Source organism: Nitrosomonas sp., from assembly GCF_022842015.1.
Classification (GTDB): Bacteria; Pseudomonadota; Gammaproteobacteria; order Burkholderiales; family Nitrosomonadaceae; genus Nitrosomonas.
The window spans coordinates 19,075-37,956 of the sequence record NZ_JALHQJ010000029.1 but is presented as its reverse complement, the minus strand read 5'-3'; the positions used below and the strand labels follow the sequence as shown (position 1 = coordinate 37,956).

Annotated in this window: 29 protein-coding genes; 14 read left to right on the top strand and 15 right to left on the bottom strand. The window is 44.1% G+C overall.

Features of this window, described 5'->3' with window-relative positions:
* Positions 1 to 148: 148 nt before the first annotated feature.
* The 6 genes from Q0C11_RS07285 to Q0C11_RS07260 form a co-directional block, all read right to left on the bottom strand.
* Entirely contained in the window at positions 149 to 559 is a 411-nt protein-coding gene (locus tag Q0C11_RS07285; RefSeq protein ID WP_293006903.1) for a hypothetical protein, read from the bottom strand.
* Between the two features lie 14 nt (positions 560 to 573).
* Positions 574 to 780 carry a hypothetical protein gene (locus Q0C11_RS07280; RefSeq protein ID WP_293006902.1) on the bottom strand — a complete coding sequence of 69 codons (207 nt, stop codon included), beginning with the start codon at positions 778 to 780 and terminating at the stop codon, positions 574 to 576.
* The gene (locus Q0C11_RS07275; protein ID WP_293006901.1) at positions 767 to 1,267 is read right to left on the bottom strand and encodes a hypothetical protein; all 501 of its coding nucleotides are present in this window, start codon (positions 1,265 to 1,267) and stop codon (positions 767 to 769) included. Before Q0C11_RS07275 ends, Q0C11_RS07280 begins: the two co-directional genes overlap by 14 nt.
* Positions 1,268 to 1,282: 15 nt before the next feature.
* The gene (locus Q0C11_RS07270; RefSeq protein WP_293006900.1) at positions 1,283 to 3,673 is read right to left on the bottom strand and encodes a VapE domain-containing protein; all 2,391 of its coding nucleotides are present in this window, start codon (positions 3,671 to 3,673) and stop codon (positions 1,283 to 1,285) included.
* 358 nt (positions 3,674 to 4,031) lie between these two features.
* Complete coding sequence (locus Q0C11_RS07265) at positions 4,032 to 4,277, bottom strand: hypothetical protein (RefSeq protein ID WP_293006899.1); 246 nt, start codon at positions 4,275 to 4,277, stop codon at positions 4,032 to 4,034.
* A gap of 6 nt (positions 4,278 to 4,283) precedes the next feature.
* Positions 4,284 to 4,535, bottom strand: a complete 252-nt coding sequence (locus Q0C11_RS07260) for a hypothetical protein (RefSeq protein WP_293006898.1) — start codon at positions 4,533 to 4,535, stop codon at positions 4,284 to 4,286.
* Positions 4,536 to 4,610: 75 nt separating this feature from the next.
* Here Q0C11_RS07260 and Q0C11_RS07255 point away from each other — a divergent pair, with 75 nt between their 5' ends.
* Entirely contained in the window at positions 4,611 to 4,991 is a 381-nt protein-coding gene (locus tag Q0C11_RS07255) for a hypothetical protein (RefSeq protein WP_293006897.1), read from the top strand.
* An 84-nt stretch (positions 4,992 to 5,075) separates the two neighbouring features.
* A complete protein-coding gene (locus Q0C11_RS07250; protein WP_293006896.1) occupies positions 5,076 to 5,783 on the top strand; it encodes a BRCT domain-containing protein in 708 nt (235 codons plus the stop codon).
* Here the strand turns inward: Q0C11_RS07250 and Q0C11_RS07245 are convergent.
* Together Q0C11_RS07245 and Q0C11_RS07240 are read right to left on the bottom strand one after the other, a co-directional pair.
* Positions 5,734 to 6,123, bottom strand: a complete 390-nt coding sequence (locus Q0C11_RS07245) for a hypothetical protein (RefSeq protein WP_293006895.1) — start codon at positions 6,121 to 6,123, stop codon at positions 5,734 to 5,736. The genes Q0C11_RS07250 and Q0C11_RS07245 overlap by 50 nt on opposite strands.
* 8 nt (positions 6,124 to 6,131) lie before the next feature.
* Entirely contained in the window at positions 6,132 to 7,067 is a 936-nt protein-coding gene (locus Q0C11_RS07240) for a hypothetical protein (RefSeq protein ID WP_293006894.1), read from the bottom strand.
* Between the two features lie 636 nt (positions 7,068 to 7,703).
* Between Q0C11_RS07240 and Q0C11_RS07235 the strand changes: the two genes are divergently transcribed.
* From Q0C11_RS07235 to Q0C11_RS07180, 12 genes are all read left to right on the top strand, one after another.
* Positions 7,704 to 8,243, top strand: a complete 540-nt coding sequence (locus Q0C11_RS07235) for a hypothetical protein (protein WP_293006893.1) — start codon at positions 7,704 to 7,706, stop codon at positions 8,241 to 8,243.
* 36 nt (positions 8,244 to 8,279) lie between these two features.
* On the top strand, positions 8,280 to 8,621 hold the full coding sequence (locus tag Q0C11_RS07230; RefSeq protein ID WP_293006892.1) for a hypothetical protein: 342 nt from the start codon (positions 8,280 to 8,282) through the stop codon (positions 8,619 to 8,621).
* Between the two features lie 2 nt (positions 8,622 to 8,623).
* Entirely contained in the window at positions 8,624 to 9,481 is an 858-nt protein-coding gene (locus Q0C11_RS07225; protein WP_293006891.1) for a DUF2303 family protein, read from the top strand.
* Entirely contained in the window at positions 9,481 to 10,074 is a 594-nt protein-coding gene (locus tag Q0C11_RS07220; protein WP_293006890.1) for a hypothetical protein, read from the top strand. Before Q0C11_RS07225 ends, Q0C11_RS07220 begins: the two co-directional genes overlap by 1 nt.
* Positions 10,071 to 10,250 carry a hypothetical protein gene (locus Q0C11_RS07215; protein WP_293006889.1) on the top strand — a complete coding sequence of 60 codons (180 nt, stop codon included), beginning with the start codon at positions 10,071 to 10,073 and terminating at the stop codon, positions 10,248 to 10,250. Before Q0C11_RS07220 ends, Q0C11_RS07215 begins: the two co-directional genes overlap by 4 nt.
* A 450-nt stretch (positions 10,251 to 10,700) precedes the next feature.
* Positions 10,701 to 11,138 (top strand): single-stranded DNA-binding protein, encoded by a 438-nt coding sequence (gene ssb, locus Q0C11_RS07210; RefSeq protein WP_293006888.1) that lies wholly within the window; start codon positions 10,701 to 10,703, stop codon positions 11,136 to 11,138.
* A 144-nt stretch (positions 11,139 to 11,282) separates the two neighbouring features.
* Positions 11,283 to 11,927, top strand: coding sequence for an HNH endonuclease signature motif containing protein (locus tag Q0C11_RS07205; RefSeq protein WP_293006887.1), 645 nt, complete (start codon positions 11,283 to 11,285; stop codon positions 11,925 to 11,927).
* A complete protein-coding gene (locus Q0C11_RS07200) occupies positions 11,902 to 12,204 on the top strand; it encodes a hypothetical protein (protein WP_293006886.1) in 303 nt (100 codons plus the stop codon). Before Q0C11_RS07205 ends, Q0C11_RS07200 begins: the two co-directional genes overlap by 26 nt.
* 27 nt (positions 12,205 to 12,231) lie before the next feature.
* Positions 12,232 to 12,822 (top strand): hypothetical protein, encoded by a 591-nt coding sequence (locus tag Q0C11_RS07195; RefSeq protein WP_293006885.1) that lies wholly within the window; start codon positions 12,232 to 12,234, stop codon positions 12,820 to 12,822.
* A gap of 106 nt (positions 12,823 to 12,928) precedes the next feature.
* Positions 12,929 to 13,306, top strand: coding sequence for a hypothetical protein (locus tag Q0C11_RS07190; RefSeq protein WP_293006884.1), 378 nt, complete (start codon positions 12,929 to 12,931; stop codon positions 13,304 to 13,306).
* Positions 13,307 to 13,325: 19 nt separating this feature from the next.
* Positions 13,326 to 13,553, top strand: a complete 228-nt coding sequence (locus tag Q0C11_RS07185) for a DUF4224 domain-containing protein (RefSeq protein WP_293006883.1) — start codon at positions 13,326 to 13,328, stop codon at positions 13,551 to 13,553.
* A 19-nt stretch (positions 13,554 to 13,572) separates the two neighbouring features.
* Complete coding sequence (locus Q0C11_RS07180; RefSeq protein ID WP_293006882.1) at positions 13,573 to 14,553, top strand: tyrosine-type recombinase/integrase; 981 nt, start codon at positions 13,573 to 13,575, stop codon at positions 14,551 to 14,553.
* A 260-nt stretch (positions 14,554 to 14,813) separates the two neighbouring features.
* Here Q0C11_RS07180 and Q0C11_RS07175 read toward each other — a convergent pair whose 3' ends face one another.
* The 7 genes from Q0C11_RS07175 to Q0C11_RS07145 all read right to left on the bottom strand — a co-directional run bounded on the left by Q0C11_RS07175 (position 14,814) and on the right by Q0C11_RS07145 (position 18,876).
* Complete coding sequence (locus Q0C11_RS07175) at positions 14,814 to 15,101, bottom strand: hypothetical protein (RefSeq protein ID WP_293006881.1); 288 nt, start codon at positions 15,099 to 15,101, stop codon at positions 14,814 to 14,816.
* A complete protein-coding gene (locus Q0C11_RS07170) occupies positions 15,098 to 16,420 on the bottom strand; it encodes a hypothetical protein (protein ID WP_293006880.1) in 1,323 nt (440 codons plus the stop codon). The genes Q0C11_RS07175 and Q0C11_RS07170 overlap by 4 nt, the downstream gene beginning before the upstream one ends.
* Positions 16,421 to 16,432: 12 nt before the next feature.
* Positions 16,433 to 16,831 (bottom strand): hypothetical protein, encoded by a 399-nt coding sequence (locus Q0C11_RS07165; protein ID WP_293006879.1) that lies wholly within the window; start codon positions 16,829 to 16,831, stop codon positions 16,433 to 16,435.
* Positions 16,832 to 16,948: 117 nt separating this feature from the next.
* Positions 16,949 to 17,392 carry a DUF1353 domain-containing protein gene (locus Q0C11_RS07160; RefSeq protein WP_293006878.1) on the bottom strand — a complete coding sequence of 148 codons (444 nt, stop codon included), beginning with the start codon at positions 17,390 to 17,392 and terminating at the stop codon, positions 16,949 to 16,951.
* Complete coding sequence (locus Q0C11_RS07155) at positions 17,385 to 17,990, bottom strand: glycoside hydrolase family 19 protein (protein WP_293006877.1); 606 nt, start codon at positions 17,988 to 17,990, stop codon at positions 17,385 to 17,387. Before Q0C11_RS07155 ends, Q0C11_RS07160 begins: the two co-directional genes overlap by 8 nt.
* The gene (locus Q0C11_RS07150; RefSeq protein ID WP_293006876.1) at positions 17,987 to 18,502 is read right to left on the bottom strand and encodes a hypothetical protein; all 516 of its coding nucleotides are present in this window, start codon (positions 18,500 to 18,502) and stop codon (positions 17,987 to 17,989) included. Before Q0C11_RS07150 ends, Q0C11_RS07155 begins: the two co-directional genes overlap by 4 nt.
* Complete coding sequence (locus Q0C11_RS07145) at positions 18,502 to 18,876, bottom strand: hypothetical protein (RefSeq protein WP_293006875.1); 375 nt, start codon at positions 18,874 to 18,876, stop codon at positions 18,502 to 18,504. Before Q0C11_RS07145 ends, Q0C11_RS07150 begins: the two co-directional genes overlap by 1 nt.
* Positions 18,877 to 18,882: the final 6 nt, after the last annotated feature.

Genomic DNA, 18,882 nt, shown 5'->3' with positions numbered 1-18,882 from the left:
TTATCACATTTACTAACGCCATGAACCAACACATCACATCCTGCATGTGAGCAAGGTTTCCTAGCTGAAATAGGCATAAAAAAAGCCAGCTCGAAATGGCTGGCTTAATAGTATTAAAGGAATCTTCAGTTTATGCTAGACGGAATTTTTAAACATTTAGCACATTTATACTAGAAGTGTGCGAGCTAGTCAACATTAAATTTAAACTCTTTGCAATTTCACTGTGAGCACAACCAAGATAATCATAGTAAGTTCTCTTTGAAAATCCAGTAATAGCAGCCCTTTCGGATGATTTCTTGTCAGAATGCAACACATATTCATTTCTTACCACAAGCTTATGAACATCACTGAGAGACATCACCACCCTATCCGTCTGCAAACACTCAGAATCAATCTCATCCTGGATTGCTCCAACAGTAGCGCTGGGAGTCATGCGCATGAACGGAGACATTGAGGGATAACCAAGAGCCACGCAACTATCCATCTTCCACGATCCCCATCGAACCAACCTGGAAACAACTGTGCTCTTATCAAACAAGAAAATTCCTGATCTATCCATAGCACTCTCCATTATCAATCCTTAAACCACCGGCACCGATGCCCTACTCTCGGCACGCCGACCTGACGATCATTCCTTTCATCACCACAAATCACACGATCAAACACCAACTTGTGAGATAAACAAGCACTGCACCCAAGCCGATCCAGCTCCAACCGTTCCGCAACATCAGCAGGATCGTGGTAATAAAACCTCGGCAATGCCCTGCTATTTCCTTTCATTCTTGCCCCTGCTCTTACCACCATCACGCTCTGCAATAATCTCGTCCATCGGTCTGGAATCCAGCACAATCTCGCTCAACTTAACCACTCGATCAGGATCAACAGTTGCACGCTGACCAATCTTGAGGCCATTCTCTTCAGCATAAGTCAGCTTCACACCCGGACCGAACACATCTCGCATCTTGTCGGCAAACTCAATGCACTCTGGGAATAAACGACGCACATCATCTTTATTCATAAAACCCAACCTTCCATACCTAAGTTGAGGTATGGAACAGGTATGGAAGTTGGAGAGCTTTTGTTCATGCCACTCTTCCATACTTCCATACCTTCCATACTGAAATACGTACTTACGCATATACGCGCGCACACGCACACGCGCCCCCGTATACGTGCGGGAAGCATCAAGTATGGAAGGTATGGAAGGTATGGAAGAACAAGCCCCCATGCGCCTTTCCAGGTTCCATACTTGTTCCATACCTGACATGAGGTATGGAACATTTTAGAAAGGAATGCCATCAGCAACCCCCTCGACACGATCACTTTTGTCCCCAGTTCCGACATCACTGCATGGCGGCTGATACCAAAACCTGATCGCGTTTGACCTTTTCTCGACACGATTACAGCCAAGCGCAGTCAACGCCTTTCCGATACGTGTCTGAATATCCCGCGACAATCTCGTAGGATCAACTTTCAAATACTCAGCAGCATCGGCCATCTTGAAATCGCTAACCTGCTGCTTAACAAACCCCTCCAACATCTCAACGTAACCATCAACCTGATGCCGCTTGATCTGCTCAGGATCAAATATTTTTTGCTGCTCTTCCGACGTTGGCCAGAATCGTTTACCCTGACGATACAAATGCACCGCCTCCGCAAACAACTGATCACGTACACCCGCCAAACCATCACAATCGATGTCAGACTTGCACTCAATCGGCCAAAACCGCCTCCCGCCCGTCTCATCCTTGTTCCACGCCCAATCGTTGGTGGTTCCCCCGAACACAAGCTGGCGCGGACTGCGAATATCCCTGCGCGCATAAGGCGGCCTGAACTCATCCACCTGACGCGATAAAAAAGACTTCTGCCGGGTAGCCTCAGCCCTGGCCAAAGAACCCAACTCAGCGAACTCATAAAGCCACTTGCCGCGAATCGAATTCATTGAATCCTTGTTGTGCAAATCCAAGTCAGTATCACCAAACCACTCACCAGCAAGAACGCGCAACATTGACGACTTACGCCTGCCCTGGGTACCCTCAAGCACAAGGCAACAATCAAACTTAACGCCAGGGTCCATAACCCGCGCAACCATACCCATCAAAAACCATCGGGAAACACGCATCACGTAAGGAGACTTAGGCGCGCCGATATAATCCGAAATCCAATCATCCACGCGACTGATACCATCCCATTCCAAACTATCGAGATAATCACGCACCGGATGAAATCCATTCGCCCGCGCCAGCGCTTCGACCGCCTCGGTCACCTGAGCAGGAGTTGGCGCAAAACCATACTCACGAGTAAGCCACATCGAAGTCTGCACATCATCATTAGCATCCCACTCACCAACAGCAGAACGCTCGAACGGCGGCGGCTTCAACTTGCAGATCACATAAGAAAACTCATTAAAAGCCAGCACTCCACCCCACCGCGAATCAGTACGCAAAATGTCATAAATATTCGCCAGGCAAGGGACAATCTTGTAATCTTTATTAAGAAGCAGACCGTTATCGCTACGATTGACAGGGCGAGTATCACTGGATCGCTTAGGAGGTGGCTTTCTAACCTTTGAAATAAACTCAATCAGATCAATGCCGTCATCAACAGCATCCGCAATATCCCAACCATCCGGCTTATCACCAGGCTTAGGAATATCAATAAACTGAAAATCAATGGAAGGATCAAGACTCAGTAAGATCTTGCGGATATCACGCATTGCACGCATACCCGGCTGATCTGACTCAGGAAGATAAGACTTGCTATCAGGGTCAATACCAGAAACCCTTTCTTCACGAGATAATTTTTCTCGCTTGGCATCACAATCTGCCCACGCAACAATTTTCCTGCCAATCAATGGAGAAAAATCTACCTTACTGATAGCCTTAGACCCACCAGGCCATGTGATGCAAACATAATCCTCGCTAAATTCAGAAGTTGCCACATCAGCACACTTCTCACCCTCGACCAGCAAAACCGGTAAATCAGGGAAATCAGCCAGATGATCAAGATTATAAAGCGGTCGCAACTCAGGAAAAGCCATCCAACGCCATTCTTCCTTGCCGTTGTCTCGGTTGCGGCAAAAAGTCACCGGGTACGTTTCTTTCCCACCATCCGAAGTCGTAAACCGGTACACATACCCATTAACCGCACCATCCTCATCACGATACGTATAAATAACATCAGGCCGGCCACGCGCATAATGCGCAACAGGCGGAACCGAAGCATCAGCAGGAACCGGCATAATCGGCACCCAGGGCGATTTTTTATGCTTGGAAATCTCATCATCGACAGGCACATGATTATTCACATCGCCAGGATGGTGATTTCCATTATTATTTCTAAAATTTTCTTTCGACGAACTGTCCGCAACATCAAACCCAACCATCGAAGCCACATCGATCGCTGCCTGCTTCTGATCCAGGAATTTAATGTACGCATAAAGGCTGATCAAATCCCCGCCACGATCACCCGTAGCGTTATCGATCCATTGACCGGTTTTCGCATTAATAACGAATGAGCCAGGACGGCGATCCTCGCGCGTAGGATTGCGCGGCTTGTATTCATCACCACTCCACGAACCACCCGGCACCCACTCATTTAATAATCGCCTGGCACTTCCTAGCGCAGTCTGGGCGATATGTTGAAAATCAATCGTAGGCTGTCGTGGATTCATACTTATTTCGATCCATTCATCTCGTCTAACTTAGACGAAATCTGTTTCAAATCAGATGAATCAAATTCGAAAGTATTATTATTTACGTAGGAAAGAACCCATTTGCCATGAGGTCTAGATAGTTCACCCAATTGGAAAACTGTCCTACTGATAAGCACTCTATCTTTACTTTTTAATTCTCTAAACTCAAGCTTAAAGCTCATACATGCCATCCTGACAAATAAAAATGGCCACCACTGCTAAAGGAAGGAAAGCAGCGGCGGCCACGCACACCAAGGAGATATGAAACACCGATTCACCGGCATAACCTGCTTTAACCGAACAGGCACGGCTGAGAAGTCAATAAAATTCATGCTATTTATAGAAAATCCATATGCTGATCACTGCAAAACCATGCATGAGTGGTCATGAAATAAGGCGCAACAGTACCCGGCGCTTTATCCCAACCTGACGCACTGGCAGCTGCATCAGAACATTCCAGGTACGTTTCACCATCAGCAATTACCTCACTATCAGATCTTCGAATAGCAAACCATCGTGTAGCGCTAAAGTTATTTATTTTTTGTGCCGATGGTTTGGTTTTGGAATTAGTTGTTTTGATCATGATTTCTTATGCCGATATTCCCGTCTTTCCCTCAAGCTCTGGCCAATGGTCACGCCAATCATGCGGACGCAGATCAATTCTCGATACTTTACCGCCTGAATATTCCTCGATTTTTCTCGAAATGACAGGCCCAAAAAACAACTCACCTTTGGAGCAAATTATTTTCCTCATATATCCAACTGTTGTCCCGCACTTAGTTGCAAATTGCTCTTGCTTCTCTGGCTCTAAGGAATTTAAGTAAGATTTTAATGCGTTCATGGCTTCATGTTACCAACTGGTAATTATTATGTCAATACCAGTTGGTCATTTACTTTTTGGTAATGGGATTAGATTATGTTGGTAATGACAACCACTAAAAAACCTATAAGGAACAAAAGACTTAAAACCATTCTGAATGAAAGGTTTGGAGGCAAGCAGTCTGCAATGGCAGAGGCTTTAGGTATAGCAGCTAATTTGGTATCAAGATACGTTACGGGCGGCAAAGGTATCGGTGAAAACATGAAGTCGGATATCGAATCGAGGCTTGGATTGCCAAAAGATTGGCTGGACGGATTCGATGAGTCAGAAGACCAAACAAAAACATATAAAACAAATGACCCAAAAAAACAAGCAATGATAGAGATGATTTTAGCGATCGAAAATGATAGCGACACTGATTACGCGTCGTACACTCTTAGGCTGGTTACAGAAAAACATAAGTCAGGAGGGAGATGATCTAGGATATTACGAGAGTGAAAATATATCTCACATTAAGCACTGGTGCGACAAAGATTTATGCAAATGTAAAAAAGGTTAATCATGGCTTACGAAGGAACTAGCATAGCGGCACTGAAAAGTATAGATAATCGGCAGCTTACTAAAGCCATTCAGACTCTGATGGGAATTTGCACTGGAATCACCGCCGACAATCAATTAAATGATCAGGAGATACTCTTCTTAAGCACATGGCTTAAAGAGTACCCGGAGACTGTAACAAAATGGCCTGGATCAATAATTGCAGAGCGAATAAGCCACATACTTAGCGACGGGATAATCACGCAAGACGAAAGAGAAGATTTATTTGAAACGCTATCGAGATTGCAAGGCAATTATTTTTCCGATACAGGATCAGCCAAAAATGAAATTGCCTTTATTGATTACTGTATTGATAAGCAAATATTTTTCACAGAAAAACAATTTTGCTTTACCGGAGAGTTTCTACTGGGCACAAGAGCGGTATGCAAAAGAATCACAGAGAAAGTTGGCGGACTGACCGTTGAGAATGTATCAATGAAGCTCGATTATCTAGTCATTGGCACCATCCTGTCTGAAGAATGGGCATTTACTTCATACGGCAGGAAGATCGAAAAGGCGATGGGATTAAGAAATTCATTATCAAGACCAAACATAATTTCAGAAAAGCAATGGACTGAAGCAATCAAAGACTATATCGTTACCGAATGTAAAACAATTGACACTAGCTTTCCTCTTCTTCAGGAGGGCAATATTTACTCATATCTGAAGTAAATATAACTTTTATCTTTGTCCTCGAGCACACCAACTCAACTTCCTGATTTAAATCCACATCCAAATCTACCCCCTTCAATCCTTGCAACTGAGCCAGATACCACAAACAACCATATTTAAATTTAAATTTTGGCTTTTTCTTTTTATCAATACCGCCCTTAACACCCAGGCTTGGCAATTCCCCTCTCAACACTTCGGCCACAAGCTCTGTATCTCGTTGAGCCAATTGCCTGCCAATCTGCCATGAATTAATCAACCCTTTATCGTAACCTTCGATGCGAGTTTCATAAACAGGATCTTCATAAATCGGCTCTAAAATCGATCGATGTATTCTCATCATTTAATAATTCAATTATCGCGAGCATCACTCACAAATAGCCTAACAATCGCCCCATCTCGCTTAACTATTTTCGCAAATATTTCAAATGACGAATTATTATTTAATGCCCGAGTATATACATTATTTGGCTGACTTATAGCAGGATCACTTATCTTCCCTGGAACAAGTCCATTAAAACCATTAATCTGCATTATACAATGGCCTGTAACAATATTAACTTCTGTGATTCGTCTACATTGATAACTTTTCATATCTTCTACCTCAGTCTCATATCCATTTCTAATGGCCTCAGCTTCGGGCTCATCTATAACAACTTCAAATTCTTCATTTTCGAATTGCTTAATTATTCGGCAACTATTCCCAATTGGTGCTACCAATTGCTTACCATAAGGTCTTGTGGCATCAGCTAACTTAGGAATCGTATTAATAAGCTTAGAATGTAGGCTTGCCAAATTATCGTTAGCTTTGGTTAAGGAATTAATTAGTTGGCTTTGTATATTAGAGTCTATTTGAGCTTGCTCTCTAAGCGCTTCTGTTAAATTTTCGACCACTTTTTCAGTCTCACTTCGCTTAATCCAAATATTCTTAACCGCACCAATAACTTTAGAAAAAATATAGCTTATAGATGCTTTATAAGCTTCATTATGCAAATTGTATTCTTGCGCAATAGCTGCAATGTACAAAAAATATTCATAACTTCCTTCTCGCGGAACTCCTGCAAAACAAAAAAATTCCTTTTTATATTTCCCACGCGGAATAAAACCAAATGAACAATAATGAGCCACAGAACTATACAATTTACTAGCTCCAATTATTGACTCACCTAAAGCTTGCGCATTAATTATATGTCTATCCGCATCATTACCTTCATAAGTTATCGACATTGGCGAAACAATTAAATTTTCCTCTAATTGATCCAGAACCGGCGATTCAATTTTTATCATGAGAAAGCATCCCATATAGTCAAATATGAGACTAAGTATCCCATAGTAACGAGCAAATCTAAATATCGTCAGTCAAACTAAATATCACCAAAAACCATTTCATAAAAGATTTTATCATAAATAATTACCAATTGGTATTGACATGACAATTACCAGTTGGTAATATTAATTTCATCAACAACAAAAACTCACTAGACCGATGCTTTGAAGTTGATAAAGACGGGCTGGAATCAAGCTCAGCCCGTCTACTTAATTAATGATTTAACTTTGGAGACTTATAAAAATGAAATTATTCCCCCTCTTCGTAATTCTAATTATCTCATCGCTCTTTGTTAATGCTGCGAATGCAACCGCACCTGCAATCCCGCACCAACTGATTGGATCGGTCACGCACGTCAATGCACAATGCACAATGTACAAGTAAGCATGGTACGTGCCATTCACCAGCCACTATAACGCCAAGTTCAACTATTTAAGCGCATGCAATGCAGCCAAGACTTAGCGTTGAATGCCACGCCTGGCATCATTTTCCGGTACGTTCGGCAATTTTCAGGTTATCTCCAGCATTAATTGCGTTCCGGTTAAGTAATTATTCAAGCATCGATACCGGGCATCTGCTCGGTTAAAGGAGGAAAAATGAACACCAAACCAGGAATAATCATTTACCACCAGGAAGATCAACTGCTAGTTGAAGAAATTGCGTCTCTGCAAACATTCTATCAACTTGACAGGGTTATACACGAACATGACCTGACCCAGCAACTACCAGACGGCATGCTTGCGATTCTTAAGCTGGATGACGGTCAAGTAGTATTCCACGAACAAGACGCGAGCGTGCGTATTGTGCACATCGATAAAGCTTTCGATGAAATGACCAAGCACGTGTTTGAAACTATTCTGCACAGCAAAACGGAAGCAAACCCATACACCGAACCGCTGACGCAATTTATCGAGATGCAGAGAGGCGAAATCTTCACGCTGGATGATGTCTTCATGCACTTAGGGATAGATAAAACAAACGATGGCGCAGACTATGCCGTGCCTTCAATTATAAAAACACTCTACGAGCTCGGCTGCATGAAAGAAAACATGCTGGTATTCACACCACCACAACCGACCGCAGCACCACAGCAGAAAAAACAACGGTTCGTTGAGCCGTTCGAAATCGCAACTTAATTCCAACCCGATATCTCGAATACGACAGGAGCAATTATGAGCAAACCAATCACAGATACGCTTCACCACATAGGAAACGGATTTTTCATCAGCTCCGCCAGCGACAAACTGGCCGAATTAGTTCAAAAAGTTAACGAATCCGGCAAGACAGGGAGCATTGATCTGAAAATCAGCGTCAAGAAAATTGTAAAGAATGGCGCCATGCAAATCACTGGCAAGCTTAAAGCCAACATGCCAGCCGATGAACCAATGGAAGCACTTCTCTTTGCGACCGAGGACGGCACATTGACTCCGGATAACCCACATCAACAAAAACTCAATCTGACAGTCGTTGAGGAAGCACCAAAACCACTGAAAACAATCGAGGCAAATAAATAATCATGGAAAACACTGAAATCAAAAACAGCGAAACACAAGCAATCGTTGATCTTGCGTCAAAGATACAACCGATAGAAATAGCCAGCCGTTACAACACGCGACGGGTAGCACTTCCACCAGGCTGGAAACTAGAGGATCGTGACGATGAAAAATTGATGTCCATACCTGCTAGAAAGAAGGGATCAGTCACGATGCATGACGCTGACAGCTTCATAGCGTACATCAACCGTCACAAAGACCAGACATTTACAACCATCTATTGTAACTCTGACTACATAACATCGAGCATTGACTTCAATTGCATATTCAATGACCACGGCGGCGGTAAAGTTGACGAGAACGAAACGCAGAACTGGAAAGACCTAACCGCAAAATACACACCGCCATTCTCTGAGGAATGGAAACGCTGGAATAACCACAACAAAAAGTCTTTCACACAGATGGAAATGGCCATGTTTATCGAAGAAAACCTCAACGATATCGCCTCAGCCGAAGGGATGCCGACCGGTGCAGAATTGCTTGAAATGGCCGTTTCATTCGAAGCAAATCAGGATATGCGATTCAAGTCTGCAATACGACTGCAGAGCGGCGGAGTGAACATGAATTTCGTACAGGATGATGACGGCCAAACACTTGTAAAAATGAAGCTATTCGAAAAGATAGCCATCGGCATACCGGTATTCCGGTCAGGTGACGCCTATCAAATCACCGCACGATTACGCTATCGAGTTCGAGAAGGACTGCTAACGTTCTGGTATGAGCTGATCAGATCAGACAAGGTGCTTGAGCATGCAAATAAAGAGCTGATCAAGAAAATCGAGCTGGAAACCGCCGTTCCACTATTCATGGGAATTGCATAATGTCTGAACCAATCAAACTAATCGGCCTCCACGGCCCCGCTGGTTGCGGCAAGGACACTATCGCCGAGATACTCGGTGAAACGCAAGAATTTCGCCGAGTATCCTTCGCAGAACCACTGATCGACATGCTGGTTGCTGGCTTTCGGATATCCAAGAACTATTTTGTCGACCGAGACCTTAAAGAAACTCCGCTCGATGAGCTGTGCGGCAAGTCACCACGCCAACTCATGCAAACACTCGGAACCGAATGGGGCAGGGACACAGTATGCGGTGACATTTGGGTAAGGATCGCTGGTAGAAAGATTGACTATCTGAAACAACTTGCAGCAGCTGGTAACGCATACATCGAAGGCATTGTGGCAACCGATGTGCGATTCCAGAATGAATGCGACTACATCCGCAGCCAAGGCGGTGAAATCTGGCACATTCACAGACCAACCAATCCATACCAGATCAGCACTAATCACGTCAGCGCGAAGCCGATGGACATCGATCCAGACCATGACAGAATCATCCTCAACGATGGCGACATCGATCACTTGGCCGAGAAGATCAACTTGATTCTGCATCCAACTATCAAGGAGGCATCATGATTCCATACGACACCAAAGACTACCGGGCAAGTGGAGCCACTTTCAAGCAACGCATGCTCATTGTCATTACATTGGTAGCCCTGGTCGCGCTCTTAGGATGGATGGGAGAGAAAGATCATCAAGCCAAATTGGAGCAAGTGCAGCAGATTGCTGCAGCACAGTGCATAAAAGAATAAACCGTGATAATTAATTATGAGTACGTGCGCCAACGCACAGATAAACATGTATAAAAAAGCAATAATGCCTGAACGTAATTCTTTCTTTCTTGATGAGTTCGAAACGAATTATCCGCACCAGCCCAAGTGTTCCTTTGCACTTAGTCGGAGGGCTGGATTATCATCCCAATCCGGCGCGCTCTCCCCTTGCCCTACTTCTCCGCGCGTCGGATTTCCTTTTTATGGGCGAAATTGTACAGCTGAATCTATCCTGACCCATACTCCGGATGATTCAGTACGGTTTCGCCCACCCGTTTTAAATAAAAACCTAACACCTCAGATTATTCATCTTTATCTTCTAGCTAAGTTAATTCTGTTACTCAAGCTTAAGCGAAAAATCGCATTCGATAACCTTATTTTCCCATATTTATTATTTTCAGTGGCCGGACCTATGCGTCTAGGAGATATCAAATGGCATCAGTAAATAAGGTAATACTCATCGGCAGCTTGGGCAAAGACCCGGAAACACGCTACATGTCCAACGGTGATGCAGTGACCACAATCACCCTGGCCACAACCGACACGTGGAAAGATAAAAATGGTGATAAACAACAAAAAACTGAGTGGCATAGAATCATTTTCTACCGCAAACTTGCAGAAATTGCTGGTGAGTATCTCAAAAAAGGCAGATCGGTTTATGTTGAAGGCAGACTTGAAACCAAGAAATGGACAGACAAGTCAGGAGTTGAACGTTACACCACGCAAATCATAGCCAATGATATGAAGATGCTAGGCAACAGACCTTCTGGAAGCTCTGATGAATCTAAATCAGATGAACAATCGACCCCACAAAAAGCTGGCGCAGGCAGCGAAGGTGATGGCGGATTCGACGATGACATACCGTTCTAATCATGCTAACGGCACTATACATAACATTCTACTGGGCTTTGATTGTGGCTTTCTTGGCTGAGGTAAAATGATACTTGAAACATTAAAAATAGTTGTTATGGCTATAACCGGCGTGATGCTAATTGAGTGGTTCAAATACTTGCTATGAAAATCACAGACCGATCAAAGAAACGCCCAAGAATCTGGACTGACAAAAAAGACATCGACCTGCTGGCAGAGCACTATCCTGATTCTACGCCAGAAGAAATGATTAAATTATTCAACGGCAAATTCACATCAGTTCAGATCACGCACAAAGCAATCAAGCTATTGATCCGCAAGAGCGCGGATTATATGAAGAGATTCGGCAGGGATGAGTCAGGGAAGATCACAGGAGAGCGATCGTCATGGAATAAAGGGATCAAGTATAACGCCGGAGGAAGATCAGTTTTGACAAGGTTCAAACCTGGCTCCAAACCAAAGAACCACCGGCCAGTTGGATCAACCAGAGTTTGCTCAAAGGACGGCTATATTTTAGTCAAAATTGAAGAAGGCATTTACAAATACAGGTTACTGCACCGGGAAGTCTGGAAAAAAACACACGGAAAATATCCGCCGCCAGGTTCAGTGGTCATTTTCAAAGACGGCAATCGGAAAAACTGCGATCCCAATAATCTCAGCCTGATAACCAGGAAAGAGCTGATGCAATTAAACACAGTTCAAAACATGCCGGATGACTTGAGAAAGGTTATTGCACTAAAAGCGTCACTAACCAGGAGGATAAATGGAAACTATGGAACCAGAAAATAACATAACCACACTGCGCAATGTCCTATTTGAAACAATCAAGGCGCTGAAAGACAAGGATCAACCGATTGACATCGATCGCGCAAAGGCCATCAACGAAACAGCCCAGGTGATCATCAATACAGCCAAAGCCGAAATCGAATACCTTAAAATCACCGGAGAAACTACATCAACCGGGTTCCTGACGAGGAACGACAAAGAAATTAGTAATAACGGAGTGAAGATTGAGGAAAAGAAACAAGGTGGATACATCCACAAGATGGGTGAGCGGCACAATTGATCTGCAATACCAACTTCAGGAGAAAATATGAGTGACTTGTATATGGACGCACACCTGTTAGATATAGAACAAACAAAAAATACGAACAAAAATCCAAAGTCTGCATTGCAAGATTGGGTAACCAATTTGCCTATCATGCAACAATCAGTATTAATGTCAGCAATTCGTGGTCCAGACGGGATAGCGAAAAAGCATAAATGCAAACCGTTAATAAGATGGTTCAGACGATGCATCCTATTGTCAGCATTTGAAGGAATCGCAATTGATAATCCATATCATCCTGGTGGAGGATCATTTACAGGGCCAAGCTGCAGACTACCTGTCAGTGCATTCGGACACACCTGGCTGGACTCCATAAGAGACATAGAGAGCGACTTCGTAGACTCACGCGACGAGCTACCTTTTCACTATATTCTACATTTCATTCATGCAATTGAGATTGTTGGGTACAAACATCCAGACAAAATGATAAGTATGTATTGGCTTGAACTGTATTCAAGGTTAGTGATCGCCATGCATCTGAGAGAGGAATCCATTGAAGACATGAATTTTAGACTGTCTGATGACGAAGATAACTGGATGTCTGTTGCTGACGAAACAACAACTTGTTCTGATTGATCTGCCCAGCAAGTGGCTCTAATACTTGCCGGGCAGTGGGAGACACCATGAAGTTTAATTAACGACAATAAGTCGTAAAACTTTAGTGATTTAAAAAGGACATTACATGGCTATTGAGTTTAGAAAAAATCGGGCAGGAGATCATGTCATCGATGTATACAGAAACGGCTATTTGGCTGGCTGCATCAATTCAAAGATGAAATTAGTGAGTATTTACGAACCAATAACATTCTCTGAGCATGAGCAAATACAGTCCAAAATTAGAGAATTACAGAACATAACAAAGGATGATCAGGATCTGCTACCTGGTAAATTCTATTGGGTTGTACCTGAAGTTGATGTCGACGGCCCAGAAGAAGATATTCTAAAACCTGAGCCGGCAAGATATTTAGGCGACAATAAATGGTCGTTATTAGGAACTGATGATGATAAAAAATGGCCCTTACGTAGAGTTATATGTGAAATAACTCAACCAGAAGATTGATAGCAAAACCACCAACAAAATGAGTATTTTCCTCGACCCAGATGATGTTGCTATACTGACCGGAAAGAAAACAAAATCCGGCCAGGTTGACGCATTGCGGGTCATGGGGATAGCATTCTTTGTAAATCCTTCTGGACGTCCGGTCGTGCCAAAAACATCGATCGAAGGCAGAGAAACATCAAACAAACCGAAATCAGCATGGGAACCATCAATTCTAAATAATCATGGGCAGAAAGCCATCAGCTAATAGTCACTTGCCAAAGCGCATGAGAGCAAGAAAGCGTGGGGCAAAGGTTTGGTATTACTATGACACCGGAACGAAACCACGTAAAGAAATCCCTTTAGGATGCGATTACGCTATAGCTGTAAAAAAATGGTCAGAGATCGAAATGGATCAGCCAAATCATCACCAGGCGATCATAACTTTTCAGTATGTTGCCCACCGGTACATAAAAGAAGTAATCCCCACCAAAGCACCGGCAACTCAGAAGGATAACCTGCGCGAACTGGATCAACTATATAAATTCTTCGGCAACCCACCCCCACCACTGAACGAGATCAAGCCGATCCACATACGCCAATACCTTGACTGGAGAAAAACAATCAGGGCAAACAGGGAAAAGGCCTTATTCAGTCACATTTGGAACAAAGCAAGGGAATGGGGTTATACCGACATGCCAAATCCATGCGCAGGAATAAAAGGATTCAAAGAGACTGGACGCAAAGATGTTTACATTGATGACGCAACATATAATGCCGTTCACGCAGCAGCAAGCCAACCGCTACGAGATGCAATGGACTTGGCATACCTAACCGGCCAAAGACCATCTGACGTGCTCAAAATGACTGAGCATGACATCCAGGATGGCGCGATCACAGTCACACAAAATAAAACAAAGGCAAAACTAAGAATTAGCATCGAAGGCGAACTTGCTTTTCTGCTGCAAAGAATCCTGATGCGCAAGACGGGATATAAGATCCGCAGCTTTAACTTGATCATTGATGAAAATGGTCAAAGAATCACGCTCAGAACTTTGCAAGGACATTTCTTCAGAGCTCGTGAAGCTGCAGGGATAGATCAGGAACTATTCCAATTCAGGGACCTACGCGGCAAGGCTGCCACGGATAAGACGGAATCGAGCGGCGATATCAGACAAGCTCAAAAACAACTGGGGCATTCTAATATTGCCATGACAGAACGATATGTGAAAGCCAGGAAAGGCGACAAGGTTACACCCACAAAGTGACGGGTTTTTGTTCCGCAAAAAATAATTGCCCCGCATGGATAAAGGGTTTCAGGCCGGTGATTTTGTGCTTTTTGCGGAACGTGATTTTGTACTAACTATATGTATTAAAATAATAACGAATCGGACTCAAAATCCCGCGATGGTGACATCATGGGGGTTCGATTCCCCCTCTCGGCACCAATAATAATCAATAACTTGCATTAAGTAAATATCCTTCAGTAAAGAAATCTATTCCGCAAAAATATATCTTGTTCCGCAATTCATAAAACATTAATTAATGAAGGGTCAGTAGTAAGGCCACGAATATTACCATTCTCTGTTGCTGTAATCCTGAGCATGTAAGGCCCTACGCTGGCAATCTGATTGTCTTCTATTCTCAGATTAATGGTGGTCCCATCGATCGTAATATCTCCGTTGCTCTCGGAAAAACTCAATGTCTGTCCATTGCCTTCAAGCGTAACCGTCATCTCTGTTATGTCGGCAACATCAATCCCAGCAACCGTTATTGCGATGTCAACGTCGGTATTCTTGTATATTACAATGCTCATATTGCACCTATGATTGTATGAGTTCGATATGTTGCAGATATTTCGTTGTTGACTAATTCGGCATTGATAGTCTGCATTACGTAAGCCGCGCTGATCGTGCCTGATATGACTACTTCACCATTCTTTGCCAGCCCTGCTATTGTTGAGCCATCCCCAACCAGATCGCCGGTCACGTCATGAATCACAACCGCGCTAGATCGTGCGGCATCACCGTTTAGCGTTGACCCCTGCCCTATAAGGCTGCCATCGACATCATGAGAACGATATCTGATTGCAGAACCATCTAAACTTGATCCCTGGCCAACGATAGCGGCAGCTGTATTATGTGCTCTATACCGATTTACATCTCCGTTAATATTGCTGCCGCTTGCTATCAGATTGCCGGATGCGTCAAATTGCCTGTAGCGACCCGATACGCCAGAGATTAACGATCCTTGCCCTGACAGATCGCCAGAAACATCATGTGTTACTGCGCCATCGGATCGTGCGGAAGAAGCAACAATTGAAGCTGATTGACCAGGCAAATCACCTGATGCTGAAAATTGTCTGAATCTTGTTGCTGATCCATCAATATCGGAACCTTGTCCGGATAAAGTTCCGCTCGCGTCATGTCTGGCTTTATGTGCAGATGTGCCGACAATGGACGCACCTTGACCAGATAATGATCCTGTCGCTGAATGGGTTACAGCACCCTGTTTAAATGTTGCAACAGCAGCAACCCAGGTTTGTGCGCTGTCGATTTGTGCCGTGTAATCTACTGACGAGGTTGAACTTACTACTTTTGAAACAAGTACGGTCGTGTTCCTTGATGCCGTCGTGCCGCCAGTTGACTGAGCCGTTCCTGACGTCGTCTGACCTTCGCCAAACGCGGTAAAACTCACTGCATCACGCGCACTAAACATGTTTATCACAAGCTCGTCTGCTTGAGACAACGCGCCTGTAGCGCCTGTGTTCAGAGTTGTTGTGGCAACACCAGTATTACCATTCTGCGCATCGATCGGAGTGACATGGATTCCAGACCACTCTGAAGCAACGCCAGCAGACTTCTGACTGCCTGATAAAGTCCATTGCGCTGTTGTCGGTTCTGACGATCCGGCTATCTTGTAATAGATTGCACCATCGATGTTATTGCCATCAGCTGTGCTTGCTGCAAGAATCCATCCCGATGGTACTGCTGTTACTGTTACATTTCCACGCCACGCAAAACCAGCAACAAGTAAGTTTCCTGGCGTCGGAGTTCCAGGATAAGTGAAAGTGACGGTAGATAACTGACCAGCGCCAACCGTGTTCCGCTGCGCTGTTAATTCAGCTATTGTCACCTGGTTATAACCTTAAGCTGTAAGAGCTGTATAAGTAAGGTCGCCATCGGCGATCGCTATCGTATCTCCAGCAGCAACGGTCAGTCCGCCACTCATATTAATATCAGAGCCCGATGCAGAAACTGCGCAATGCAATACTATTGTCCCTCCGGAGGTCTCAAAAGTAGCTGTTGCCACTGGTGATGCATCGCCAGCAGTATCTGTGTCGCTAGTTATCGGGTTGGCAATAGCAGTCCCTCCGGATGAGTCTCCAAACGCATCTACTGACAATGGCAGAGTTGCAACCACAGCGCCAGGTGCACCGATATTACCTGCTAATCTGAATTTTAAATTACCCGACACCCCTATCAGAGCTGTCACTGCATCTGTCGCCGCATTCCGCGCTGCTGCTGAGTGTGTTACTGCCATCATGATCTCCTAAGTTATCGTCAATCTTTCCAATCAAATCTACTGTTTCAGTTTTACCTGTTGCCGCCCTGGTTATTTGTAGAGTGAATTTCAGCTCACCTTTCTGACCTTTCAAATCCATCATTCCTCCCAATAGCGCCACCCGCCAATCCTGACAGCCATCCAGAAGCACCATGCTCCGAAATATGCCCACAGATTATTAAGCAAGTTTCCTAAAGTGACATTTTCGTATTCAGCCAAACTCACGCGCTCACAGTTATACCTGGCCCCACGCAAAACTTTATCTGCAAGCGGACGATCAACAATCATTCCGTTGCCAGTAGTGTGCGGCTTGCTGTACAAGAAATCGTGCAATACGCCCTCCTGGTCTCCGTGCCCGCCGAATATCCAGTAAATAAAAGGCAGTCTCGGAACACTCGAAAAATCAGTCACGAATCCAGTAGGCACCACGATCAATCCCACCGTGCTGGATTCGTAGATCAGTGGAGAAATAAGCTTCCACTGTTTGCGGCCGTTTTTATCTGGCAATCGCTTGACATCCAAGTCAGTCAGGAATCTACCCATTTTTAAGCAGCCCGTAAAAGTAGTAAAATTTATTCACACGATCTTCCAGGCCGTTGTAACCGCCATTGATTTTTTTTGTTATATCAGCGACTACCTGTTGATCCGCTCCACGATCAGCCATTTCATTAAGCCGCTTTGAATTCCAAAACCATCCAGCACTAAACAGCGGATATTTTGTTGCGACAAAAATAGGATTCTCGACAATGTTTTCAGGTACGGCCATGTCGAATGCCGTGTAATTATCTTTGCCGGTCAACTGAATGTAACCTCTACCGCGATACTTCCATCCATCGCCGCTGGATTCATCGCCGTTGCCCATGCGGTTTGCATAGACACGATTCGCTATCTGCTCAGGTTTGCGAGCATATTGATCAGCTTCGTGAACTGTAAAGTATTTCTTGAATGTTCTAAGCAACCCCTCAGACGAATAGTTCAGGTTTTCTTCTTTCGCAGCAAAGTTATTTGATTCATGTGCAACTTGCGCTAAAAAATGCGCCATCCGATCAGGAGAGCTCAACTGAAATCTAGTTGCAGTATCGAAAAGCTCATCGTGAACTTTGTCAGGGATCGCTCCGCGAAGTGGTTGTATGTTGATCATTCGCTCACCATATTCAATAATTGTTCACAATTAAGCTGCATTTGCTCAATCCGCTCGATTACTTCGTTAAGGCTTCGAATATTTGCTTCCGGTAATTCTGTTGAGTATCGCTGCGCACCTGTTCCGCCAATTCTGCTGGTATCTTTAACGGTTCCGGACATGGCGTTGGAATCACAACTTGGCTCTTTGGTGCGGATGAACACGCGCTTAGGACTAGCATCACGCTCAGCAAGAATAGTTTTGTAATGGTCATTGTAAGTTTTGGCCGCATTGTATGCCCTCTCTGAGTTTTGTTTATTGATCAAGTCTGCTTCATGCTGCTTTAATTTAAGCAACTCAGCTCCCTTCCTGGCTGTCTCTGCGTCACGCTTCTCATACTTTGCAACCGCCCGGTCATATCCACCTTGATCAATTTTGTGATGTATGTACGCTAGGGCAATCAGAGCGGCAGCAACCCCGATAATCTGCGGCAGGTATTTCTTAATCAAGCTGACAATTAATCCGATTGGCATCACCAAACCCCCAATGTTTTAAGCGCAGCAGCAAAAGCAGCCAGCGCTACCACAGACCCAAAAATCCATTTGCCTATTCTTCTGCTAACACCAAGCCAGATCAAGAAATTATCCACCCACAACCAGAAGATCTTTGATCGTTTAACTATCGGCCTGTCATCACGCACAATTTCAGACAAAGTAAGATTCATGTTGTCAATCGACTTGGCAAGCAATAAGTTAGATTGAGTGAGATTATTCATTGCATCATCACTGCGCTTGCGGTGGTCTTTTGAAATATCATGAAGCTCATCACAAAGTTTCTTGTGATCTTCTAAAGCCTGAATCCTGTCTTCATGAGAGGTAACTTTCCTGATGGTTTCTTGATCTATCATTTTCGG

Coding starts and splice junctions, on each gene's coding strand:
- Q0C11_RS07285 (WP_293006903.1), bottom strand. CDS start 559: ATGGATAGATCAGGAATTTTCTTGTTTGATAAGAGCACAGTTGTTTCC.
- Q0C11_RS07280 (WP_293006902.1), bottom strand. CDS start 780: ATGAAAGGAAATAGCAGGGCATTGCCGAGGTTTTATTACCACGATCCT.
- Q0C11_RS07275 (WP_293006901.1), bottom strand. CDS start 1,267: ATGTCAGGTATGGAACAAGTATGGAACCTGGAAAGGCGCATGGGGGCT.
- Q0C11_RS07270 (WP_293006900.1), bottom strand. CDS start 3,673: ATGAATCCACGACAGCCTACGATTGATTTTCAACATATCGCCCAGACT.
- Q0C11_RS07265 (WP_293006899.1), bottom strand. CDS start 4,277: ATGATCAAAACAACTAATTCCAAAACCAAACCATCGGCACAAAAAATA.
- Q0C11_RS07260 (WP_293006898.1), bottom strand. CDS start 4,535: ATGAACGCATTAAAATCTTACTTAAATTCCTTAGAGCCAGAGAAGCAA.
- Q0C11_RS07255 (WP_293006897.1), top strand. CDS start 4,611: ATGTTGGTAATGACAACCACTAAAAAACCTATAAGGAACAAAAGACTT.
- Q0C11_RS07250 (WP_293006896.1), top strand. CDS start 5,076: ATGGCTTACGAAGGAACTAGCATAGCGGCACTGAAAAGTATAGATAAT.
- Q0C11_RS07245 (WP_293006895.1), bottom strand. CDS start 6,123: ATGATGAGAATACATCGATCGATTTTAGAGCCGATTTATGAAGATCCT.
- Q0C11_RS07240 (WP_293006894.1), bottom strand. CDS start 7,067: ATGATAAAAATTGAATCGCCGGTTCTGGATCAATTAGAGGAAAATTTA.
- Q0C11_RS07235 (WP_293006893.1), top strand. CDS start 7,704: ATGAACACCAAACCAGGAATAATCATTTACCACCAGGAAGATCAACTG.
- Q0C11_RS07230 (WP_293006892.1), top strand. CDS start 8,280: ATGAGCAAACCAATCACAGATACGCTTCACCACATAGGAAACGGATTT.
- Q0C11_RS07225 (WP_293006891.1), top strand. CDS start 8,624: ATGGAAAACACTGAAATCAAAAACAGCGAAACACAAGCAATCGTTGAT.
- Q0C11_RS07220 (WP_293006890.1), top strand. CDS start 9,481: ATGTCTGAACCAATCAAACTAATCGGCCTCCACGGCCCCGCTGGTTGC.
- Q0C11_RS07215 (WP_293006889.1), top strand. CDS start 10,071: ATGATTCCATACGACACCAAAGACTACCGGGCAAGTGGAGCCACTTTC.
- ssb (WP_293006888.1), top strand. CDS start 10,701: ATGGCATCAGTAAATAAGGTAATACTCATCGGCAGCTTGGGCAAAGAC.
- Q0C11_RS07205 (WP_293006887.1), top strand. CDS start 11,283: ATGAAAATCACAGACCGATCAAAGAAACGCCCAAGAATCTGGACTGAC.
- Q0C11_RS07200 (WP_293006886.1), top strand. CDS start 11,902: ATGGAAACTATGGAACCAGAAAATAACATAACCACACTGCGCAATGTC.
- Q0C11_RS07195 (WP_293006885.1), top strand. CDS start 12,232: ATGAGTGACTTGTATATGGACGCACACCTGTTAGATATAGAACAAACA.
- Q0C11_RS07190 (WP_293006884.1), top strand. CDS start 12,929: ATGGCTATTGAGTTTAGAAAAAATCGGGCAGGAGATCATGTCATCGAT.
- Q0C11_RS07185 (WP_293006883.1), top strand. CDS start 13,326: ATGAGTATTTTCCTCGACCCAGATGATGTTGCTATACTGACCGGAAAG.
- Q0C11_RS07180 (WP_293006882.1), top strand. CDS start 13,573: ATGAGAGCAAGAAAGCGTGGGGCAAAGGTTTGGTATTACTATGACACC.
- Q0C11_RS07175 (WP_293006881.1), bottom strand. CDS start 15,101: ATGAGCATTGTAATATACAAGAATACCGACGTTGACATCGCAATAACG.
- Q0C11_RS07165 (WP_293006879.1), bottom strand. CDS start 16,831: ATGATGGCAGTAACACACTCAGCAGCAGCGCGGAATGCGGCGACAGAT.
- Q0C11_RS07160 (WP_293006878.1), bottom strand. CDS start 17,392: ATGGGTAGATTCCTGACTGACTTGGATGTCAAGCGATTGCCAGATAAA.
- Q0C11_RS07155 (WP_293006877.1), bottom strand. CDS start 17,990: ATGATCAACATACAACCACTTCGCGGAGCGATCCCTGACAAAGTTCAC.
- Q0C11_RS07150 (WP_293006876.1), bottom strand. CDS start 18,502: ATGCCAATCGGATTAATTGTCAGCTTGATTAAGAAATACCTGCCGCAG.
- Q0C11_RS07145 (WP_293006875.1), bottom strand. CDS start 18,876: ATGATAGATCAAGAAACCATCAGGAAAGTTACCTCTCATGAAGACAGG.